This window comes from Sulfurimonas sp. RIFOXYD2_FULL_34_21 (assembly GCF_001830805.1).
In the GTDB taxonomy this organism is placed as follows: domain Bacteria; phylum Campylobacterota; class Campylobacteria; order Campylobacterales; family Sulfurimonadaceae; genus Sulfurimonas.
Genome location: NZ_MICH01000011.1, coordinates 214,629 through 233,001, shown reverse-complemented (window position 1 = coordinate 233,001; position 18,373 = coordinate 214,629). Strand labels below are relative to the sequence as shown.

The 18,373-nt window shown below is 34.5% G+C and carries 21 protein-coding genes; 15 read left to right on the top strand and 6 right to left on the bottom strand.

Going from position 1 to position 18,373, the window contains the following annotated elements; genetic code table 11:
- The first annotated feature begins 13 nt into the window (after positions 1-13).
- From A2530_RS08740 to A2530_RS08670, 15 genes are all read left to right on the top strand, one after another.
- Positions 14-1,945 carry a bifunctional diguanylate cyclase/phosphodiesterase gene (locus A2530_RS08740; RefSeq protein ID WP_294883040.1) on the top strand — a complete coding sequence of 644 codons (1,932 nt, stop codon included), beginning with the start codon at positions 14-16 and terminating at the stop codon, positions 1,943-1,945.
- Positions 1,946-1,993: 48 nt separating this feature from the next.
- The gene (locus A2530_RS08735; RefSeq protein ID WP_294883042.1) at positions 1,994-2,314 is read left to right on the top strand and encodes a hypothetical protein; all 321 of its coding nucleotides are present in this window, start codon (positions 1,994-1,996) and stop codon (positions 2,312-2,314) included.
- A 115-nt stretch (positions 2,315-2,429) separates the two neighbouring features.
- Positions 2,430-4,238 (top strand): TonB-dependent siderophore receptor, encoded by a 1,809-nt coding sequence (locus tag A2530_RS08730; protein WP_294883044.1) that lies wholly within the window; start codon positions 2,430-2,432, stop codon positions 4,236-4,238.
- Positions 4,238-5,065 carry a hemin ABC transporter substrate-binding protein gene (locus tag A2530_RS08725; RefSeq protein ID WP_294883047.1) on the top strand — a complete coding sequence of 276 codons (828 nt, stop codon included), beginning with the start codon at positions 4,238-4,240 and terminating at the stop codon, positions 5,063-5,065. The genes A2530_RS08730 and A2530_RS08725 overlap by 1 nt, the downstream gene beginning before the upstream one ends.
- The gene (locus A2530_RS08720) at positions 5,066-5,758 is read left to right on the top strand and encodes an ATP-binding cassette domain-containing protein (protein ID WP_294883050.1); all 693 of its coding nucleotides are present in this window, start codon (positions 5,066-5,068) and stop codon (positions 5,756-5,758) included.
- On the top strand, positions 5,755-6,699 hold the full coding sequence (locus tag A2530_RS08715) for an iron ABC transporter permease (protein ID WP_294883053.1): 945 nt from the start codon (positions 5,755-5,757) through the stop codon (positions 6,697-6,699). The genes A2530_RS08720 and A2530_RS08715 overlap by 4 nt, the downstream gene beginning before the upstream one ends.
- Positions 6,700-6,730: 31 nt before the next feature.
- Positions 6,731-7,354 (top strand): 5,6-dimethylbenzimidazole synthase, encoded by a 624-nt coding sequence (gene bluB, locus A2530_RS08710; protein ID WP_294883056.1) that lies wholly within the window; start codon positions 6,731-6,733, stop codon positions 7,352-7,354.
- Positions 7,351-8,991 (top strand): YcaO-like family protein, encoded by a 1,641-nt coding sequence (locus A2530_RS08705; RefSeq protein ID WP_294883058.1) that lies wholly within the window; start codon positions 7,351-7,353, stop codon positions 8,989-8,991. Before bluB ends, A2530_RS08705 begins: the two co-directional genes overlap by 4 nt.
- Positions 8,992-9,789 (top strand): phosphotransferase, encoded by a 798-nt coding sequence (locus tag A2530_RS08700; RefSeq protein WP_294883060.1) that lies wholly within the window; start codon positions 8,992-8,994, stop codon positions 9,787-9,789.
- Complete coding sequence (locus A2530_RS08695; protein ID WP_294883063.1) at positions 9,786-10,781, top strand: aminotransferase class I/II-fold pyridoxal phosphate-dependent enzyme; 996 nt, start codon at positions 9,786-9,788, stop codon at positions 10,779-10,781. The genes A2530_RS08700 and A2530_RS08695 overlap by 4 nt, the downstream gene beginning before the upstream one ends.
- Complete coding sequence (cbiB, locus tag A2530_RS08690) at positions 10,774-11,673, top strand: adenosylcobinamide-phosphate synthase CbiB (RefSeq protein WP_294883065.1); 900 nt, start codon at positions 10,774-10,776, stop codon at positions 11,671-11,673. Before A2530_RS08695 ends, cbiB begins: the two co-directional genes overlap by 8 nt.
- Before the next feature lie 36 nt (positions 11,674-11,709).
- A complete protein-coding gene (locus A2530_RS08685) occupies positions 11,710-12,129 on the top strand; it encodes a hypothetical protein (RefSeq protein ID WP_294883068.1) in 420 nt (139 codons plus the stop codon).
- 354 nt (positions 12,130-12,483) lie between these two features.
- Positions 12,484-13,626 carry an ATP-binding protein gene (locus A2530_RS08680; protein ID WP_294883070.1) on the top strand — a complete coding sequence of 381 codons (1,143 nt, stop codon included), beginning with the start codon at positions 12,484-12,486 and terminating at the stop codon, positions 13,624-13,626.
- Positions 13,611-14,153 carry a hypothetical protein gene (locus A2530_RS08675; RefSeq protein ID WP_294883073.1) on the top strand — a complete coding sequence of 181 codons (543 nt, stop codon included), beginning with the start codon at positions 13,611-13,613 and terminating at the stop codon, positions 14,151-14,153. Before A2530_RS08680 ends, A2530_RS08675 begins: the two co-directional genes overlap by 16 nt.
- Position 14,154: 1 nt before the next feature.
- Positions 14,155-14,301, top strand: coding sequence for a hypothetical protein (locus A2530_RS08670; RefSeq protein ID WP_294883074.1), 147 nt, complete (start codon positions 14,155-14,157; stop codon positions 14,299-14,301).
- Here A2530_RS08670 and A2530_RS08665 read toward each other — a convergent pair.
- Genes A2530_RS08665 through A2530_RS08640 form a run of 6 tightly spaced genes read right to left on the bottom strand, consistent with a single transcriptional unit; the run spans position 14,286 to position 18,298 of the window.
- Positions 14,286-15,068, bottom strand: a complete 783-nt coding sequence (locus A2530_RS08665) for an energy-coupling factor ABC transporter ATP-binding protein (RefSeq protein ID WP_294883076.1) — start codon at positions 15,066-15,068, stop codon at positions 14,286-14,288. The two genes, A2530_RS08670 and A2530_RS08665, sit on opposite strands and share 16 nt — an antisense overlap.
- Entirely contained in the window at positions 15,061-15,606 is a 546-nt protein-coding gene (locus tag A2530_RS08660; RefSeq protein ID WP_294883078.1) for a hypothetical protein, read from the bottom strand. The genes A2530_RS08665 and A2530_RS08660 overlap by 8 nt, the downstream gene beginning before the upstream one ends.
- Complete coding sequence (locus A2530_RS08655; RefSeq protein WP_294883079.1) at positions 15,599-16,240, bottom strand: energy-coupling factor ABC transporter permease; 642 nt, start codon at positions 16,238-16,240, stop codon at positions 15,599-15,601. The genes A2530_RS08660 and A2530_RS08655 overlap by 8 nt, the downstream gene beginning before the upstream one ends.
- A 9-nt stretch (positions 16,241-16,249) precedes the next feature.
- Complete coding sequence (locus A2530_RS08650) at positions 16,250-17,236, bottom strand: transporter (protein ID WP_294883082.1); 987 nt, start codon at positions 17,234-17,236, stop codon at positions 16,250-16,252.
- Entirely contained in the window at positions 17,223-17,645 is a 423-nt protein-coding gene (locus A2530_RS08645; RefSeq protein WP_294883085.1) for a hypothetical protein, read from the bottom strand. The genes A2530_RS08650 and A2530_RS08645 overlap by 14 nt, the downstream gene beginning before the upstream one ends.
- Entirely contained in the window at positions 17,642-18,298 is a 657-nt protein-coding gene (locus A2530_RS08640) for a hypothetical protein (protein WP_294883088.1), read from the bottom strand. The genes A2530_RS08645 and A2530_RS08640 overlap by 4 nt, the downstream gene beginning before the upstream one ends.
- Between the last annotated feature and the right edge of the window lie 75 nt (positions 18,299-18,373).

The window sequence follows — 18,373 nt, the reverse complement described above, 5'->3', positions numbered from 1 at the left end:
GCGTAAATTTTAAATGAAAAGAAAAATAAGCTCTCTTTCTACAAAAATAGTATTACTTATCGCGGCGGTAGCATTCCTTATTACTTTTGTGATTTTTGTAGTCTCTGTTAAAATAAACAAAGAGGCTTTTTATGAGATTGAGATTGAAAAAGCAAATCTTATAGCAAGAACAATTGAGCCGTTAATAGCATTAAATATATATCTTGAGATGCAAAGTAATATAGCTCAGATAACGCACCAGCTTATAGAAAATCCAAATATACTTGCCGTAAAGGTTTTAAAAGAGAACAAAATAATAGATGAGATAAAATCCAAAGAGTATGATGAAAATATTGACAACTCTTTTGTAGTAAAAAGGAGTATTTTAGAGCCTACTTCCAAAAAAGAGATAGCTTCACTTGTTCTCGTCTATTCAAATAAAGGTCATAAAGATTTAGTAAATAAATACAAAAATCTTGTGGTCGTTCTTCTTTTTGTCCTTTCTATTTTATTTATACTTTTTGCTTCTTATGTAAAGTATCTTCTCTCTCCTCTTAAAACAATTGCATTATCACTAAAAAACTACTCTCCCAGCCAAGAGATAGAGATACCTTTTACATCACAAAACAATGAAATCGGGTTAATATCAAATGCTCTACACAATATGCAAGACAAAATCAGACAATACTCAAAACAACAACAAAACATTAATAAATACCTTGAAGAAAAGGTAAATGAAAAAACATTAGAACTTCGCAGACAACTCTATATCGATACTTTAACCGGACTGCCAAATAGATTTAGTCTGCTTAACGATGTTGCAAATATCACCAACGGCGCACTGCTGATTTTAAATATAGACGACTTTAAAGAGATAAATGACTTTTACGGACATGTTGCGGGTGATCAAATATTAAAAGATTTTTCAAACAAACTCACCGATATGTTTTGCAACGATTTTAATGTTGCTGTAAATCGCCTCTCCGGTGATGAGTTTACTCTGCTTTTTATGCAAAAACCGTCATTAGAAAATTTTACACAAATTGCAAAAAAAGTAATCTTTGATATAGAAAAAACACTCTTTTTATATAAAAACAGCGAGGTAGGCATAAGAGTAACTATAGGCGGTTCTTATGAAATAAAAAGAGGGCTAGAAAGAGCTGATATTGCCCTAAAATCAGCAAAAAAACAGCAAAAACCATTCTTACTTTATGATGAAAATTTAAATATTGAAGAGCAGTATAAAAATAATATGGGGTGGGTAAAAGCACTTAAAATTGCTATTAAAAAGAGTATGATTGTTCCATATTTTCAGCCTATATTTGACAATAAATCAAATAAAATCATAAGTTACGAGTGTTTGGTGCGACTGATTGATGAAAATAGCAATGTTATCGGTCCTTATAAATTTTTAACCGTGGCAAAGAAAAGCAAACTCTACAGTAAACTCACAAAAATTATGGTTGATAAGAGCTGTAAATTTTTTGAACATCTTGATTACGATTTTTCAATCAATATATCGATAGATGATATTCTTAATAAAGACACGGTAGCGTTTATAAAAAATAAAATTGTAAAATACGGTGTTGAAAAAAGAGTAGTTTTTGAAATCTTAGAAACCGAAGAGATAGGAAACTACAAAGAGATATCGAATTTTATAAATGAGATGAAGGAGTTAGGATGCAAAATCGCGATAGATGATTTTGGTTCCGGATACTCTAATTTTGAATATCTTCTTCAACTTAATATCGACTATATAAAAATTGACGGCTCTTTGATAAAAAATATTGATAAAGATATACATGCGCAAATAGTAGTAGAAACTGTTGTTAGTTTTGCAAAAAAACTTCATCTTATAGTAGTAGCAGAGTATGTTCATAATGAAGAAGTTTATGAAAAAGTTAAAGAGCTAAATATTGACCGCTCTCAAGGCTTTTTCCTCTGTGAACCACAAGCACAGATATAGAGAGTTTTGGCTATACTTGCAGAAAAATTATACATGTGAGAAATATTTGTGAGACTTCCAAAAGGTTTTGGTAAAAACTACTTTACTCTAAGAGCAATTACGGCAACTACTAATCAAATAAGCCTAAATGCAAACTCTTCCAGAGTGCAGTCCTTTCACATGTTAAACTTTAAAAGCGACGAACTAGAAGCCGAAGCAGAAGATGAACTAGCCGCCGAACTCTGCTTACTTGAGCTACCTAGCAAAGCTTGTCATTGTAACTGTTACTTTTTAAAAAGAACGCGCAAAACCCTAAAAACATATCACTCTCAAAATCTATTTTTCAACTACTTTAAAACTCTTAATAACTCTATATCTCCGCCATTTTAAGCTCTTAATATACTAGATTGCTTCGTAATTCTTCCTCGCAATGACAAAGTAATCTAAAAAAATGGCTATGAAAAAGATTTAATAACATTAAAAATAATAATTAAGGAAAATAAAAATGAAAAAAAAGATACTACTCTCACTGCTTGCTTCAAGCATATTAGTTGCCGAGGATATTGAGCTAGGACAAATTACGGTAACAAGTGCCGCAAAAACTTCACAATCAATAGAGGATGTAACAGCAAACTTAAATGTTATAACTGCAAAAGAGATAGAACAAAAACACTATACAACTGTAGCTGAGGCATTAAATAGCATACCGGGCATAAACTTTACCTCAAACGGCGGTATAGGAAAAACCATATCCGTATATCTAAGAGGTGCTGATTCTAAAAAAACATTAGTGCTTATTGACGGTATCAGATACAACGATGCAACAGGATTAACAGGTGCTTCTTTTGGTGACCTTATGATAAGCGATATAGAGCAGATAGAGGTTATCAAGGGTGCTCAGTCGGGTATATGGGGTGCAGACGCAAGTGCCGGAGTTATAAACATCATAACAAAAAGTGCAAAAAAAGGGACTCACTTCTTTGTAAACAGTGAATATGGTAGCTTTAACACTAAAAAATATGGTGCTTTGGCTTCATATAAAACGGATAGATACTATGTAAAAGCAGATGCCAAAAAGATAGATACAAACGGTTTTAGCTCAAAAGCCCCAAACGGTGATGATATTAACATGTATGAAGATGACGGTTATAAAAATACAACCGCCAACCTAAAGTTTGGTTTTAACTTTGATGAGAGTAACAAGATTGATATTTCCCATACTATTATAGATGCTAAAGATGAGTATGACAGCTTTAGTCCTGACGATATAAAGAGTTCTAGCACAAAAGAGAGCTTTAGCAAAATAGCGCTTAGCCATACAAACTCTTTTACGCAGATAGATATGTATGCTAACAGATCAGTTTTTGAGAGAGACTATCCTACCGACTGGACAAAAGAGTTTGACGGAGAAGTTATGGAGTATGGTATAAAAACGAACACTCCTTATAATGATGAGGACTTTGTGGTAGTAGGAGCAGACTATAAGAGCTTTGAGCATAAGAATGATTTAAAACAGAAGTATAACAACAAAGCTATCTTTATAACAAACTCGAATGAGCTTAATCTTTTAGCCGGAAGAACTATCATTACCGAATCAGCAAGGTTTGATGATTATGACCGGTTTGAAGATAAGAGTACTTTTAAACTTGGCGTAAAACAGTTTTTTAAAGACATAGACGGTTTAAGCGTTAGTGCAAATATAGGTACTTCATACAATGTACCCACACCATACAATCTTTTTGATCCGACATACGGAAGCCAAAATCTAAAACCGGAGAATACAACAAGTTATGATATTACTTTAGGTTATAAGGGTGCTAAAATTACATATTTTGAGACAAAAACAGAGGATATGATAGATTTTAACACTCTAACTTGGAAGTACTATAACGAAAGTGGCAATAGCAAAATAAAAGGGGTGGAGATAGAATATAGCTCAAAAGTAAGTGATGCTATCTTGCTAAATACGAGCTATACATACCTAGATACTAAAGACAGCAACGGTAAAAAACTTCAAAGAAGACCGCAAAATAACCTAAAAATAGGGGTAGATTACTACGGTATCAAAGATTTACATGTAGGCATTAACGGTGAATATATAGGTAAAAGAGTTGAATACAACTATGGAACTTACGATGTTAAAGCACAGAGCGGAAAATATAGTGTTGTAAATCTTGTAAGCAATTACACAATTGATAAAAACTTTTCTATATATGCTAAAATAGAGAATCTTTTTGATAAATATTACCAAACGGTAAACGGTTATGCAACTGCTCCGTTAAGTGCTTATGCAGGAATCAAGGTTCAGTTTTAATGAAAATCGTATTTTTAATGCTCTTTACACTTCTCAATCTTTTTGCAAATGAGAGGATTATTGCTCTCTCTCCATCGGTGAATGAGATAATCTTTGCTCTTGGAGAGGGGAGCAAAATAGTAGGCAATACTACTTTTTGCACCTACCCCAAAGAGTCCGAAAAAATTACAAAAGTCGGAGGCTATTTTAACCCCTCTCTTGAAAAGATTTTAGCATTAAATCCAACCCTAGTAATAATGCAGCAAAATAGTTACGACCTTGCAAAAAAACTCCGACAACTTGGTGTTAAGACCGAAATTGTGCAAATAGACACTCTCTCAAACATCAAAGCCTCTATTTTGGATATAGGTAAGATTTTAGATAAAAAAGAGCGCGCACTTGCTATCATCGGCAACATCGACACAGAGCTTGAAAAACTCAAAAACATAACACAGCGGAAGAAAATCTTAGTTGTTATGGGACACAACACATCTCTGGTTTCAAGGATTTTTGTTGCAGGGCAAAACCTGTACTTTGACGATATCATCAACGAAAGCGGCAACATAAATGCCATGCAAAGCACGAGAAAAGGGCAACCTATTCTAAATATGGAAAATATTATCGCATGTAACCCCGACATAGTTATACTTCTCGCCCATTCCATGCATGAGATGAATTTAAGCGAAAATGATTTGATAAATCCTTGGTTAAAACTTCCTATAATTGCGGCTAAAACAAACTCTATCTACATAATCGACAAGATGTATTCCGGCATACCGAGTGATAGACTTGTCTATTTTTTACAAGATTTTAGAGCAATTTTAAATGACTACAAAGAGAAAAACTAGATGCTACATGTAGATAACTTTAGCAATAACATACTAACTAACATTAGTTTTGATTTGCAAACAGATGAAAATCTTATTATCTTAGGTTCAAACGGTGCAGGAAAATCAACTCTGGCTAAAGTGTTGTGCGGCATCACACACTCGGAATCTGTCTCGCTCTTTGAAAAAAAGCTTCATTTATTGGACGCGAGCAAGAGAGCCGAAGTCGTAAATTATGTACCGCCGAAACTGGATATTTTTGACGAGTATATCTCTTTGAGAGAGTATCTTGAGCTTAGCAGACTTCACTCAAAACTGACAATTGACGAGGTTTTGGAACTTCTGGAATTGAAAGAGTTAAAAAACAAAGCGTGCATAACCCTAAGCAGCGGGGAGCAGCAGCTGACCCTGCTCGCCTCTTCTTTGCTTCACAATGCGAAACTGACAATCTTTGACGAACCTACTGCAAATCTGGATCCGAAAAAGATGCTAAAAGTCGCAAAAATACTCTCGGGCGAAAAAATTCAAAATAGAATCATCATTACTCACGATTTAAATCTTGCACATAAACTAGGCTATAAAATCCTCTACATGTTAGACGGGAAAATAGAGTTTTTTGATGAAAACAAAAAGTTTTTTCAAGATAGCAACATGAATAAATTTTTCGGAACAAGCATAAAGCGCTTAGATAATTATTTTGTGGCAAACCTATGAAATATCTATTTATACTTCTATCACTTTTGCTATTGCTTGTAGCACCGTTTTTCGGTCAGATTGATATTGACATGTCAAAAATAAATCTCCTTTCATCCATGGAGCAGAAACTCTTTTGGGATTTGAGAGTCCCGAGAGTTATTCTCGCTTTTTTTACAGGGGCTCTTCTGGCTCTTAGCGGTCTAATATTTCAATCTCTCTTTAGAAATCCTATGAGTACCCCTTTTACTTTAGGCGTGGCGAGCGGTGCGACCTTGGGAACTGCTTTTGCCATCGTATTTGGAGCCGTTTACTTCATGCCGTTGTTTGGCTTTGTAGGTGCATTAGCTACCATCGTCATACTTTTTGGCATCACTTCCAGACTCAAAGCTTTTGAGACATCGACGCTTCTTTTGGTCGGTATCGCCCTTTCGTTCTTTTACAGCGCCGCTTTGATGATTCTTTTTTACATTAGCAATGAGACACAAAGCTACGAGATAGTCCGTTTTACGATGGGAAGCCTAGATGTAGTCGGGATAGCGGGCACCATGCCTGTTGTTGCCGTAAGCATCCTTCTTCTTGGGCTTAGTCTAAGCTACAAAAGAGAGATAAAACTGCTCCTAACCTCTTACGATAATGCCTTTTTAAAGGGGATTGAGGTAAAAAGAACAAATATGGTTCTGCTTATCTTCGTATCAATAGCAATCGGTGTAGCAGTAAGCATCACCGGTCCCATCGGTTTTGTAGGGCTGATAGTGCCTCACATGTTAAAGATTATCTTTAAAAGAAGTGCCGATAAACTTCTGATACCTACATTTTTTTACGGTGGAGTATTTTTGGTATTTTGCGATTTAGTCTCAAGAAACCTTACTCTAACATCTGATGTACCCATAGGTGTTATAACATCTTTTATCGGCGCTCCCTTTTTCGTATATCTTCTCGTTAGAAGAAAGAGTGTATGATTAACAAAAAAATTATTATAAAAGGAAACAGATGGAATTTAAGAAAAATGATATTGAAACACTTATAAACATAATAACAAGCAGACGCGATGTAAGAGGAAATAACTTTTTAAACAAAGATATTGAGGCGGATAAAATAGAGCTTATATTAAAAGCCGCCATCTCCGCTCCATCTGTCGGTTACTCTCAACCTTGGGAGTTTATAGTTATTAAAGATGAGAAGATTAAAGATGAAATATCTAAAAATTTTGAGATAGAAAATGCAAAAGCAAAAGAGATTTTTAAAGATAGAGAGATTTACAAAAGCTTAAAACTAGAGGGTATAAAAGAGGCTCCTGTAAATATTGCTGTTTTATATAAACACCCAAATGAGCCGACTATAGGTATGACAAGTATAAAAGAGATGGGTGAGTACAGCGTTGTTTGTGCTATACAAAACATGTGGCTTATGGCAAGAGTATTAAATATAGGTGTCGGTTGGATAAGCATACTAAATGAGCAAAAAGCTTTAAAAACAATAGACGCTCCAAAAGAGAGCAAACTTATAGCCTACCTTGCACTTGGCTATGTAGATAAGTTTTATGATGAGCCTGAACTAAAAACCGTAAAATGGAAGAGTGAAAAAAGTTTTAGTGAATGCGTGAGCTTTAGATGAATATTTTATCAAAAACCGCCTCGCTTGAAGATTCAATTGTAAAGATGAAAGCCGTTTTGGCAGATGTCGGCTGCAAAACAACTTTTTCACAGGAGAAACACCCGCTACAAAACTGCTACTCTCTAAACCTTTGCTCGGTTGAAGCGCCCTCTCACATCTACTCAAACGGCAAGGGAGTTCTCTCGGACGCATCCATCGCAAGCGCACTCGGCGAGTATATAGAGAGGCTTCAGACAAACAACTTCTTTAGCGATTTTTATCTCCCAAAGCGCAAACAGTTCCCTGATGAAGCGGTTTTTGATTTTGGCGGAGATTATTTGGACGGCGAGCTATTTAGCATTTACGACCCGCACGGTGAACTTAGCGATGAAGATTTGGTGGACTATAACAGCGACAACATAGATAAAATAGTCTCACTTCCTTTTAAAAGATTTTCCGATGGTAAAAGCGTCTATTTTCCTCAAAACATCTTAAGCAACCTCTACGTAAGCAACGGTTTGGCGGCCGGCAATACGCCAAAAGAGGCGCAAGTTCAAGCTCTTAGCGAGATTTACGAACGTTATGCAAAAATCCAAATCATCAAAAATGGCTATGCACTGCCGCAGTTTCCCACCGAAATTCTTACCTCGTTTGAAAAAGTTTCTTCCGATGTCGTTGCATTAAGAGAGAGGGGCTACATCGTAGAGGTGCTTGATGCCTCACTGGGCGGGAGATTTCCCGTGACTGCTATCTCGCTTATAAATCCTAAAAATTCAACGCTCTTTGTCTCTTTCGGAGCGCATCCTATTTTGGAAGTCTCCTTAGAGAGAACCATGACGGAGCTTATGCAGGGACGTGATTTAGATAATCTTGATAGCTTTGAAGTTCCAACATTTGATATGAGTATAGTAGCCGATAGCTTCAACCTAGAGTCCCACTTTGTTGACTCCAACGGAAAACTGGGCTTTGGCTTTTTAAGCTCAAAAAAAAGCTTTGAGTTTGCTCCTTGGAGATATGGGGGAAGCGGCATTGATGATGAGTTTGATTTTTTGACAAATATTGCAAAAGAGATGGACAAAGAGATATACATGAGAGAGTATGACTATCTCGGTTTCTACTCATGTCAAATACTTATTCCGTCTGTTTCGGAAGTCTATCCGATAGAAGATTTGACGTATAACAACAAAAACAGCGGTAAGCTCATCCGTGAAATGGTCTTAAACTTTAGCGACTTTGATATGGAAGATATTTTAGACGAAGTTGCATCACTTGATAACTCTTTGAGCATGGATAAATATATAGGTGTTATATTTCAAAACAACTTTACGATGGCGGAGTTTAAAGCACAGCTCTATCTTCTTTTGGATGACACAGATGAGGCAGTCGAGCTTTTGGAGTTTGGCGAGAACAAGCTTGGACATGTAGTTGCAGAACTCATACACATGGATAAGGCGGAGCTTGATTTTGAGGAGTACAGAGACGCCCTTTACGCTATTTTTACTAAAGAGAGAGTTGATAAAGCCGTGCGAATCCTTAAAAAAGAAGAGTTTTTTGTAGATATAACTCTGCATAACAACTACTATAACATGTTAGCGATGTACGATAGACTTGAGAGCAAAAAAAGAGAGTACAAGAATCTGCAAGAGTGTTATTTGTAAATGGGCGTTAAAACTATCATCACTCTGAGCGAACTGAGCAGACTCTTTGCATCTTATGAGTTTACAGAGCTTACCCCGACAACTTCAGGGATTATCGATACGACCTACGTAGTATCTACATGTAAAAGCCAATATATCCTAAAAAGGTACGAGAGAGCGATTTTAAAAAAGATAGATGAGGAGATAAAAGTTTTAAGCGAATTGAAATCAATAGGCTTAAATGTTCCTCTATGCATCGCCAAAAGCTCTGAGTGGTACCTCTATGAAAAGATCCAAGGCACTCAGCCAAAGAGTATAAAAAGCTTCCATATTCAGGCTTTAGCCAGATTTTTGTCCAGATTTCACAGACATACTTACAAGAAGAGCTGTTCGTCAAACCTCATAGAGAAAAATGAGATAACTTCACTTCTAAACTACGTAAAGTCAAACTATTTCGGCTACTACAAAAAACTAGAGTTATTAAAAAATTATGCGCCTAAAAATGATGGGCTTATACACGGAGACATCTTTAAAGACAACACGGTATTTGATGGTCAAAAGATTGGTGTTTTTGATTTCATAGACTCTACATGCGGAAGCTTTGCTTTTGATGTTGCAGTGACTCTTGTTGGATTTGAGTCGCCAAAACACACGCCATATTTTTTAAATCTTTTTTTAAACACATACAACCGACATGCCCCTAAAAAATTAAACAAAAAAGATGTCGCATCAGAGCTTAAGATAGCCTCTTCATTTTATGCGCTCAAGAGAATAAACAACTATAAAAACACGAAAAAAGCAAAAGAGCTACTCAGATGAAACACGGTGCAAACATATACAAATACGCAAAAATGCTCTCATGTGCCGATAATGAGATTATAGACTTCTCATCAAACATAAACAGCTATCACCCTAAAATAGAGTTAAAACCCACTAACGATATGTTGGTGAAATATGCCGACAGCAGTTATGTGGATTTGAAGAGAACAATCGCCAAAAAATATCAGATAAAAAAGAGCCGCATTGCACTCTATAACGGTGCAACTTCTGCCATTTTTGAGCTATTTAAAACCCTAAAAGAGAAGAGAGTCTATCTCTATGCGCCTCTTTATGGCGAGTATGAAAAAGCGGTGCCCAAAGAGAAAAAAATCATTAAAATAAACCGTTTTAAAAACTTACATGTAAAACCGAAAAAAGACTCTATTGTTGTCTTTGTAAACCCCTCTACTCCGGACGCAAAATATTACGATTTGGATAAACTTTTTAAACTCTGGAAGAGTCAAAACTGCACAATTATCCTAGATGAATCATTCATAGAGTTTGAAAATCTTAAATCTTTTAGAAACCAGATAGAGAGTTACGATAAGCTCTACATAATACAATCTTTTTCCAAATTTTACAGTTGCGCCGGTGTCAGGATAGGCGCTGTTTTCTCCGATAAAAAGAACATAAAAAAGCTGCAAACCCCTATGTGGAACCTCTCCTCATTTGATGTAGAATTTTTAACCAAAAGGCTTAGAGAGAGTGATTTTGAGCAAACGAGCAAAAAGCTACATGTAGAGTACAAAAATGAACTTTTTGAGATACTAAAAGGGTTTAAACTTTTTACTAAAATATACAAGAGCAACTCTAATTTCTTTTTGGTAAAATCCAAAAAAGCAGATAAAGTTTTCAAGCACCTTTTAAAACATAAAATACTTCTAAGAACCTGCGGAAGTTTTGACTTTTTGGATGATAACTATCTTCGTTTCGCAGTAAAAGATTCACACTCACACGACATGCTAAGAGAGGCGCTAAATAGATATGAGTAATTTATCGGTTGCCCTTCTTGCCTACATCATAGACAAACTATTTGGTGAGTTCAGGTTTATAAAACATCCGATTATCTGCATCGGTGAACTTATAACTATCTTTGAGAGCAGATTTTACAAGGATAGTATTATGCGCGGTTTGTTACTTGTTATGTTTGTTTTACTAACCGTTACTGCAAGTTCACTTCTGATAAGCTCTTTTTTTGGATTGTTCAACACAGCTCTCAACATCATCCTAACCTCTTTTGTAGCTTCTATGTTTTTAGCGCATAAAATGCTTTTTGACTCAGTAAAAAACACTCTTACATGTAAAAATAAAAAAGAGGCGATTGCTATGCTTGTCAGTCGTGATACAGAGCATATGAACCAGAGCGACATCTATAAAGCTTCCATCGAAACTTATGCCGAAAACCTCAGTGACGGAGTCATTGCGCCTCTTTTTTATCTTGTTCTTTTCGGACTTCCGGGAATTATCATCTACAAAGCCATAAATACCATGGACTCAATGGTCGGATACAGAAATGAGAAGTACGAAAACTACGGAAAAGTTGCAGCATATTTGGATGATATTGTAAACTTCATTCCTTCAAGGATAACCGCTCTTTTGATTATGCTTCTTGGCGGAGTAAAAAATAGTTTTTCTTTCTACAAAGACGGTAAAAAACACGACTCTCCAAATGCCGGACACCCGATAACTGCGATGGCTCTGTTTTTACATGTAAAACTAGGCGGTCCTACGAGCTATTTTGGCAAAATAAAAGAAAAGCCATATTTCGGAGTCGGTGCAGTTGATATAAAAGCTGACGATTTACAAAAAGCTCTCTCTCTAAAACCAAAAATAGATTTTACGATTATTATCACTTTGGCTTTACTTTATTTTTTTATAGGGTAAAATTTGAGCTTGAAGAGTATGAAGAGGAATTAGCGTATGAGTTATATAGAGTGGTTTGAACAACACGGAGCAAAACATAAAGAAATCGTAGATAAACTTGTGGCAAAAGGCTTTAGTGAAGATGAGATAATAGATTATTTCGATTTTGATAACATGGTAAAAGAGGAAAATGACTTTTGTCCGCTTTATAAAGAGCCAAAAAAGTGTCATGACATGAAGAAACTAAACTGCTACCTTTGTGGATGTCCTCACTTTAGGTTTAACGATGATGGACTTGGGGAGTACAATGAGTTTAAGATTTTGAGCAAATGCGATATAAACAACGGCGAAAAATTTGCAGGTAAAAATGTCATACATCAAAACTGTTCAAAATGTAGCGTACCTCATCACAAAGCTTTTGTAAAAAAGAATTTTGACCTGAGTTGGAGCAAAATTATGAGCGGCTGTAAGGCGTAAATATTTAAAAAATATGGATTATTTGGAAAGCCAAATATATTTGGATATATATTGTTAAAATCAAATCATTATTTTAGATTTATAGCATTTTAACAGTTTTAATTTATAGCATATTTTCACGATATGGCAGTAAAAACAATATAAAGACACTATTTTAGTTAAAATATCTACTAGGAAGTTTTAGAGAAATAATTTTTTAGGAAATGATATGGAACTAGTTTATTTATGGGTAGAAAAATATAAGAATATAGAGAAGCAAGGGTTTAATTTTTTGCCTAGGTTTAAGTATAAATTACTCACATTAAGGTAAAATATGCTAAAAATAACAACAGTTTATTAATAAGAAGTGACATAATGCCAAATTTAAATCTAAAAAACTTTGCCAAGATAAAAGATAGTAATTTTGATATAAAAGATATAACTGTTTTTGCTGGTAAACCAGGTACTGGTAAAAGTTATATTATGAAAATGTTATATGCTATAAATGAGTCTGAGTATTTAAGTGTGAATACTTATACAGACAACTTAGAAAAAATAAGAAAAATTCAAGCTCAGAATACTATCGCTATAGCGGAACTAAAAGAACAACTAAATCAACAAAGCAATAAACATAATTTAGATTATATATTTGACAGCAAACTTGAAGAAATAAATAACAGTATTGATACTGCAAACAATCTCCTAAAGCAAGACATTAGTTTTAATTTTGATAATAATATAAAAAATTTACTGATTTCTATTTTCAGTAATTACAAACAAATCTCTAATAAATTCACTATAAATTATATGCAATATAATATTTCATTAAAAACCAATAATTTAAAAGTTAATTCGTTTAAAAATAAAGATTCCAATAATATTGGAGAAGTTATATTTGTAGAAACTCCTTTAATCTTAGAGTTTAAAAAATTTATGAATAGAGAAGAAGGCAAAACGCCTTATCATCTAGAATCTCTTTTAAAAATACTTGACAAAGACTACTCATTTACAAATGAAGAACAAGATGAATTTATAAAATCTTTCATAGAAAAATCAAAAAAGATTATAAAAGGAAGTATTGAAGATAGCGGTGATAGTTTTATCTTTAAGACAAATGATGAGAAAAATTATGAAATAGTTAATGCTTCATCAGGTATAAAAAGTATAGGGTTACTTCAGTATTTAGTTACAAATAAAGCTCTTAAAAAAGGTTCTGTTCTATTTTGGGAAGAGCCAGAGGTTCATCTTCACCCAACTTGGCAACTTAAAATGATTGATTTGTTTGTAGAACTTATGAATGCTGGTGTTAAGATAGTGTTTTCTACGCATAGCCCTTTTATGGCTGATTATCTTAATGCAAAAGCACAAAGAGAAAAATTCAGCGATAGAATCTCTTTTAATCTTCTAAGCGAAGAAAACAATATTGTTTCTAATACTATTTTAAATGATGATAACTGGAATTTATTACAAAGTGAGTTGCTAGACCCTTTAGAGGAAATAATGTGGGAATATCTTTAAACACATTAGCCGAAGGTTGCTGTGATAGTTTAAATAAATTGACAACAATCGATTTAGATGACTATAAGAGTAATAAAAGCAGTTCTTCTATTGATAAACTTTTAGAGTGTAATGATAAGTATATTTTAATAGAAGAGAAAAGTTTTTTGCTTGACTATTTTCGTCTTGCGGCACAAGAAGCAAGAGTTAAGTTTGAACCACAAAATGGAAACATAGAAGATATTTTTTTAGAAACTATTAAAGAATTACCAAAAAATATAAAAGAAAAAATTATGTATAAATCTTTTTCTGAAAAAACATTATCATCTGCCGACAAAATTAAAGACACAATTATCATGCTATGCCAAGATGAAAAATTTTGTAATGAAAAAATTCAAAAATCTGAAATAATTTATTTATACTGTAATAGTAATAATTTGCATGTTGATAAACTTCTAAATATTATGTTTAACTCAAAAAAAGCAAAACAAAAAATTGTTGAATGTTCTAAACTTAATAGGTATCTAGAACTTAAACAATGCTCATAAATTGAATTCACTTAGTATATTCGGTACAAGCTCTGACGCTGGAAAATCAACGCTAAGTTTTGCCATAACCTACCTTTTGCATCATCGCGGTATCAGCGTTGCACCTTTTAAAGCGCAAAATATCTCTAATCCTCACACCCAGCTATGAAGATGATAGTGTTTATGCTCTAGTTCTTCGTGATTGTGCTTATGTTTATGAACAAGCTGAGCTTTTATGAGTGTCGGCATATCTTCTAGTAATGCTTGAACTCCCCCGTCGTATATTATTTCGTGATTTGCTCCTATAACTATGGCTCTCTTTGCTAACTCTTTTCCAAGGCTGATGTTGTGGGTTGATATTATGGCTGTAACGTTTAGTGAGTCTAAAAACTCAACAAGCCATCCTGTAGTTGGCGGGTCAAGATGCGCTGTCGGTTCATCAAGCAGTAAGACTTCTGGCTCAACGCAAAGCAGAGATGCTAAAAGCACTTTTTGTTTTTGTCCGCCGCTAAGTGAGAGAGGACTTGATTTTAAAATGCTCTGTATCTCAAACTTTTTTGCGTAGTGATGCACTCTCTCATCTATGTCATCAAACCCAAAATGTTTAAGTCCAAAAGCTATCTCATCATAGACGCTTGGATTAAAAAGCATGGAAGATGGATCTTGCATCCCGAGTGAGACACTTTTTCTAAACTCTTTTGAGTTTGCTTTTAAATAGCTTTTATTTACAAGCTCATTTTTAAAGTAATACTCTCCATTTTTTGCAAATAAGAGACCGTTTAGAAGTTTAAGAAGCGTAGATTTACCAGAACCATTTATGCCAAGCAAAAGCACTTTTTCATCTTTGTCTATTTTAAAACTAATATCTTTTAAAACCTCAATCTCATTTAGTTGAAAGTCTTGATAGCTATAAGAGAGATGTTTACACTCAATCATCTATTAGTCCTCTTGAGCGTAATCCCATGCTTTGCTCATTTGATTTATGAAGCATTGTACCAAAAAGAGTTATTAAAAGTGGCTGTAGTTGTTTTTTTGTTATAGCTGAGCCAAGGGTTGCTCCACGACTTTTAAGCCCGTCATAGTAGCCATAAAGCATGCTCTTTAGTAAAATTATCTGTGCATAAGTAAATCCATACAAAATAGCCAATACTCTGCTAAATTCGAGTGCTTTATGCAGGTTTATTCGTCTGACTAGAGTAAAGGTAAGAAGAGTAATCGCTAAGGCTCTAAGGTTTATAAGAACAAGAGCAAAAATATCTACTGGCATAAAAAATCCGTAAATTACATAAGAGATGGAGATAGTAGCGTTAAATAGAGCGATAACAAGCACTGTTTTAAAGAAAATCTTCCATCTGGCTTTACCGCCAAGAGCAAGTGTTACGATGATACTAAGAAGCATAATCCACTCATTGTGAACTACCCCAAGAATCATCACTGCACTCAAGTAAAGCACAAACCAGATTCTATCATTCATGAAAAACACTCCTAAACTTAGTTCGTAAAAATTTAACACCGCTTAGTGTAACCAAACCTTCCGCTACTGCTAAAAATATATGTGGGATAATTACTGATGGGAGTGTTACACTAAGTCCAAACGGAAAATAGAGTGGTGTAGAATTAACTGATGCTATAATAGGTTGGATGCCAAGAACAAAAGCAACAACTACAGAAGGAAAAAATATACTTGCCCAACCAGCTACAAATATGGCACTATTTTTTGAAAAAGAGGAGAAAAATTTATATGAGTAATAAGCGCTAAAACTGCCGACAAAAGCGATAGCGATAATATTTATAGGATACGATGTAACTCCTCCTTCTCCAAATAAAAGTGCTTGAATAAGCAAAACCAAAGAGATAGAACTAAAAGCTATCCAAGGTCCAAAAAGCAAAGAGACAATAGCTACTCCGCCAAGATGCATAGTAGTCCCGCCTGGAAACGGTATGGTTATAAGCATCATCACAAAAGATATAGCACTTACTCCTGCGATAAGAGGAATTTTTTCTGCGTCAAGATCTATTTTTTTGTATGCCACAGCTAGAAGTACAGCACCTATAGCTATGGCTGGCATATATGTTTGCGGTGATATAAATCCGTCTGGTATGTGCACTCTTAAGCCTTAAAATAGTGTTGAAAAAGTAAAAAGAAGTCTATAGTTTTCTTTACCCTCAGAACCTTGTTGCAAATCTTCTTCATTTAGGTTTGTCCACGTAGGAAGTTTAACACCCACGGCTATAGAAGTAGTTTTGTAGTAAGCTCTTACTCCTGGAGTCAGATATACCATTTCGCCACCCGTTGCTTCTGCTGCAATCCCATTTTCTACATCACGCCCAAGGTATAGGTAGTTTGCTTCCATATTGAAATCAAGACGAAACTTACTTGATGGCTTTGAGTACAGCATATACGAAAGAGCACCGTTTGCACGGACTTCATCTCCAAAATGCATCTTAGAGCCATCTTTATAGGTATTTTCTAAAAATGTATTGTAAGAGAGTTCTCCCACTAGTGTCCACTCATTTCCAAACCACTTTGTAGCACTCACTCCCAACATAAAAGAGGGTTCTCCAAAACCTGTTTGCATACCTGGGTCTATAAGTGAACCATCAGGCATTTTCTTGTTAGAGTTTCCACTAGGCAGTGAAAAACTAAATGATGTTGTAAAATGCCAATCTTGCATATCATCCAAACTCTCACTTTTTGGTGTAAGCATCAAGCCATCATCATATTTCATACCTAAAACTACTTGAAACGACAAATCATGAAAATCAGATGTATTAAAAGCATCATCATTCGTTTTCGTGTAATAAGGAACAAACATATAAGCACTTAGATAAGGTCTGATACCATAACCCAAACCGTACATAAAATAATTACTGCTCTTGCTCTCTCCATCACGAGCTGAAGTATATGTTTTATAATCCGCATGATCAAGTTTCATGTATGCAAGAAAAGAACCCTCTGGAAGTGTTGCTGATGAGCTTGTCTCAAGTGGTGCTCCAGGACCCTCAACTCCTGCTATACTAATCGATGGAACTCCATGGTGTGCAAAAGCACTTGTACATAATGCTAAAAGCAAACTATATTTTTTTATACTAGATTTTTTCATTTTTCTTATCCTTTTTTATATAAAGTAAACCAAAAATTCCAAAAAGAGCCATAATTCCTATTAATATTTTTAGAAGTGTATTACTGCTGTTTGTCTCTATTTTAGTCTGCATATTTTCATTAATTTCTATATCGATAATCTTTCCGTGACCATCTTCAGAGAAAACCTTCACTTTCCACGTACCATTTGTATTTGGCAAAAAAGATACCCTAGAGAGTGCATCTGTTCTGCCAACTGCAAACGGTATCTCACTTTTTGGCGCATAAACTTCATAGCTTTGAAATGAAAAATCATCTTCTTTGGCAAAATAGAAAGATACAACTACACTCCCCTCTTTTGATACAGAGTGTTGCAGATTATGAGAAAACAAAAGTGTCGCATAAAATATTAATAAGAAAAAATATTTCATTTTAAAACCTTTATATTTAGTGTAGTTGTATAAATAACTTCATCGCATTTAACTCCATCGCCCTTTAGTGTGTAAGATGCTTTTATGTTTTGAAGCCCTGTTTTTCTTATGCGTACATTTATATGACCATTTTCATCACTAACACCTATAACATTTTCATCATAAGCTACAACTACACCAGCTTGCGCTTTAGCGTTAAAACTAACTAAGAGTCTTGCTTTATCGTCAACGCTTATCTCTGAGAGTTTGTTTGTGAGTGTCAATTCCAATCCACTTTTAAAAAGCTCTGTTGCATTGTCGTTATAAACCCTTTTGACTGACTCTATGCTTTGAAAACTTTTGATTGACATCTTTACTTCATCTTTTGCTTGTTTGAGAGTTCCATATGGCGTTTTAGTATAGTACGCCTTATTTAACTCAACAAAGAGTGCATCACATCCGCTTTTGTCGTTTTTATTTTTCATCTCAAAAATATTTGAGTCCCTTAAACAAAAAACTTCCAAAATATCCTCTTGTTTTATCTCTTTTTCTTCGCCATGTGAATTACTTTTATTTATATGTCCATAATGAACTATAAAAGAATCATCAATCCATATATCGTGAGCAAAAAGTGAGTAAGCAAGTGCTTGTATTATTATAATTTTTTTAATCATGGCGAGATTATGTAATGTTTATGTTAAAATCATTCTAAAAAAAGTGGTTTCTTATCTAAAAATGGAACAAAGAAT

Bases quoted from the DNA above. Each gene is read 5' to 3' on its own strand.
- A2530_RS08740 (WP_294883040.1), top strand. From the start codon at position 14: ATGAAAAGAAAAATAAGCTCTCTTTCTACAAAAATAGTATTACTTATC.
- A2530_RS08730 (WP_294883044.1), top strand. From the start codon at position 2,430: ATGAAAAAAAAGATACTACTCTCACTGCTTGCTTCAAGCATATTAGTT.
- A2530_RS08725 (WP_294883047.1), top strand. From the start codon at position 4,238: ATGAAAATCGTATTTTTAATGCTCTTTACACTTCTCAATCTTTTTGCA.
- A2530_RS08720 (WP_294883050.1), top strand. From the start codon at position 5,066: ATGCTACATGTAGATAACTTTAGCAATAACATACTAACTAACATTAGT.
- A2530_RS08715 (WP_294883053.1), top strand. From the start codon at position 5,755: ATGAAATATCTATTTATACTTCTATCACTTTTGCTATTGCTTGTAGCA.
- bluB (WP_294883056.1), top strand. From the start codon at position 6,731: ATGGAATTTAAGAAAAATGATATTGAAACACTTATAAACATAATAACA.
- A2530_RS08705 (WP_294883058.1), top strand. From the start codon at position 7,351: ATGAATATTTTATCAAAAACCGCCTCGCTTGAAGATTCAATTGTAAAG.
- A2530_RS08700 (WP_294883060.1), top strand. From the start codon at position 8,992: ATGGGCGTTAAAACTATCATCACTCTGAGCGAACTGAGCAGACTCTTT.
- A2530_RS08695 (WP_294883063.1), top strand. From the start codon at position 9,786: ATGAAACACGGTGCAAACATATACAAATACGCAAAAATGCTCTCATGT.
- cbiB (WP_294883065.1), top strand. From the start codon at position 10,774: ATGAGTAATTTATCGGTTGCCCTTCTTGCCTACATCATAGACAAACTA.
- A2530_RS08685 (WP_294883068.1), top strand. From the start codon at position 11,710: ATGAGTTATATAGAGTGGTTTGAACAACACGGAGCAAAACATAAAGAA.
- A2530_RS08680 (WP_294883070.1), top strand. From the start codon at position 12,484: ATGCCAAATTTAAATCTAAAAAACTTTGCCAAGATAAAAGATAGTAAT.
- A2530_RS08665 (WP_294883076.1), bottom strand. From the start codon at position 15,068: ATGATTGAGTGTAAACATCTCTCTTATAGCTATCAAGACTTTCAACTA.
- A2530_RS08660 (WP_294883078.1), bottom strand. From the start codon at position 15,606: ATGAATGATAGAATCTGGTTTGTGCTTTACTTGAGTGCAGTGATGATT.
- A2530_RS08650 (WP_294883082.1), bottom strand. From the start codon at position 17,236: ATGAAAAAATCTAGTATAAAAAAATATAGTTTGCTTTTAGCATTATGT.
- A2530_RS08645 (WP_294883085.1), bottom strand. From the start codon at position 17,645: ATGAAATATTTTTTCTTATTAATATTTTATGCGACACTTTTGTTTTCT.
- A2530_RS08640 (WP_294883088.1), bottom strand. From the start codon at position 18,298: ATGATTAAAAAAATTATAATAATACAAGCACTTGCTTACTCACTTTTT.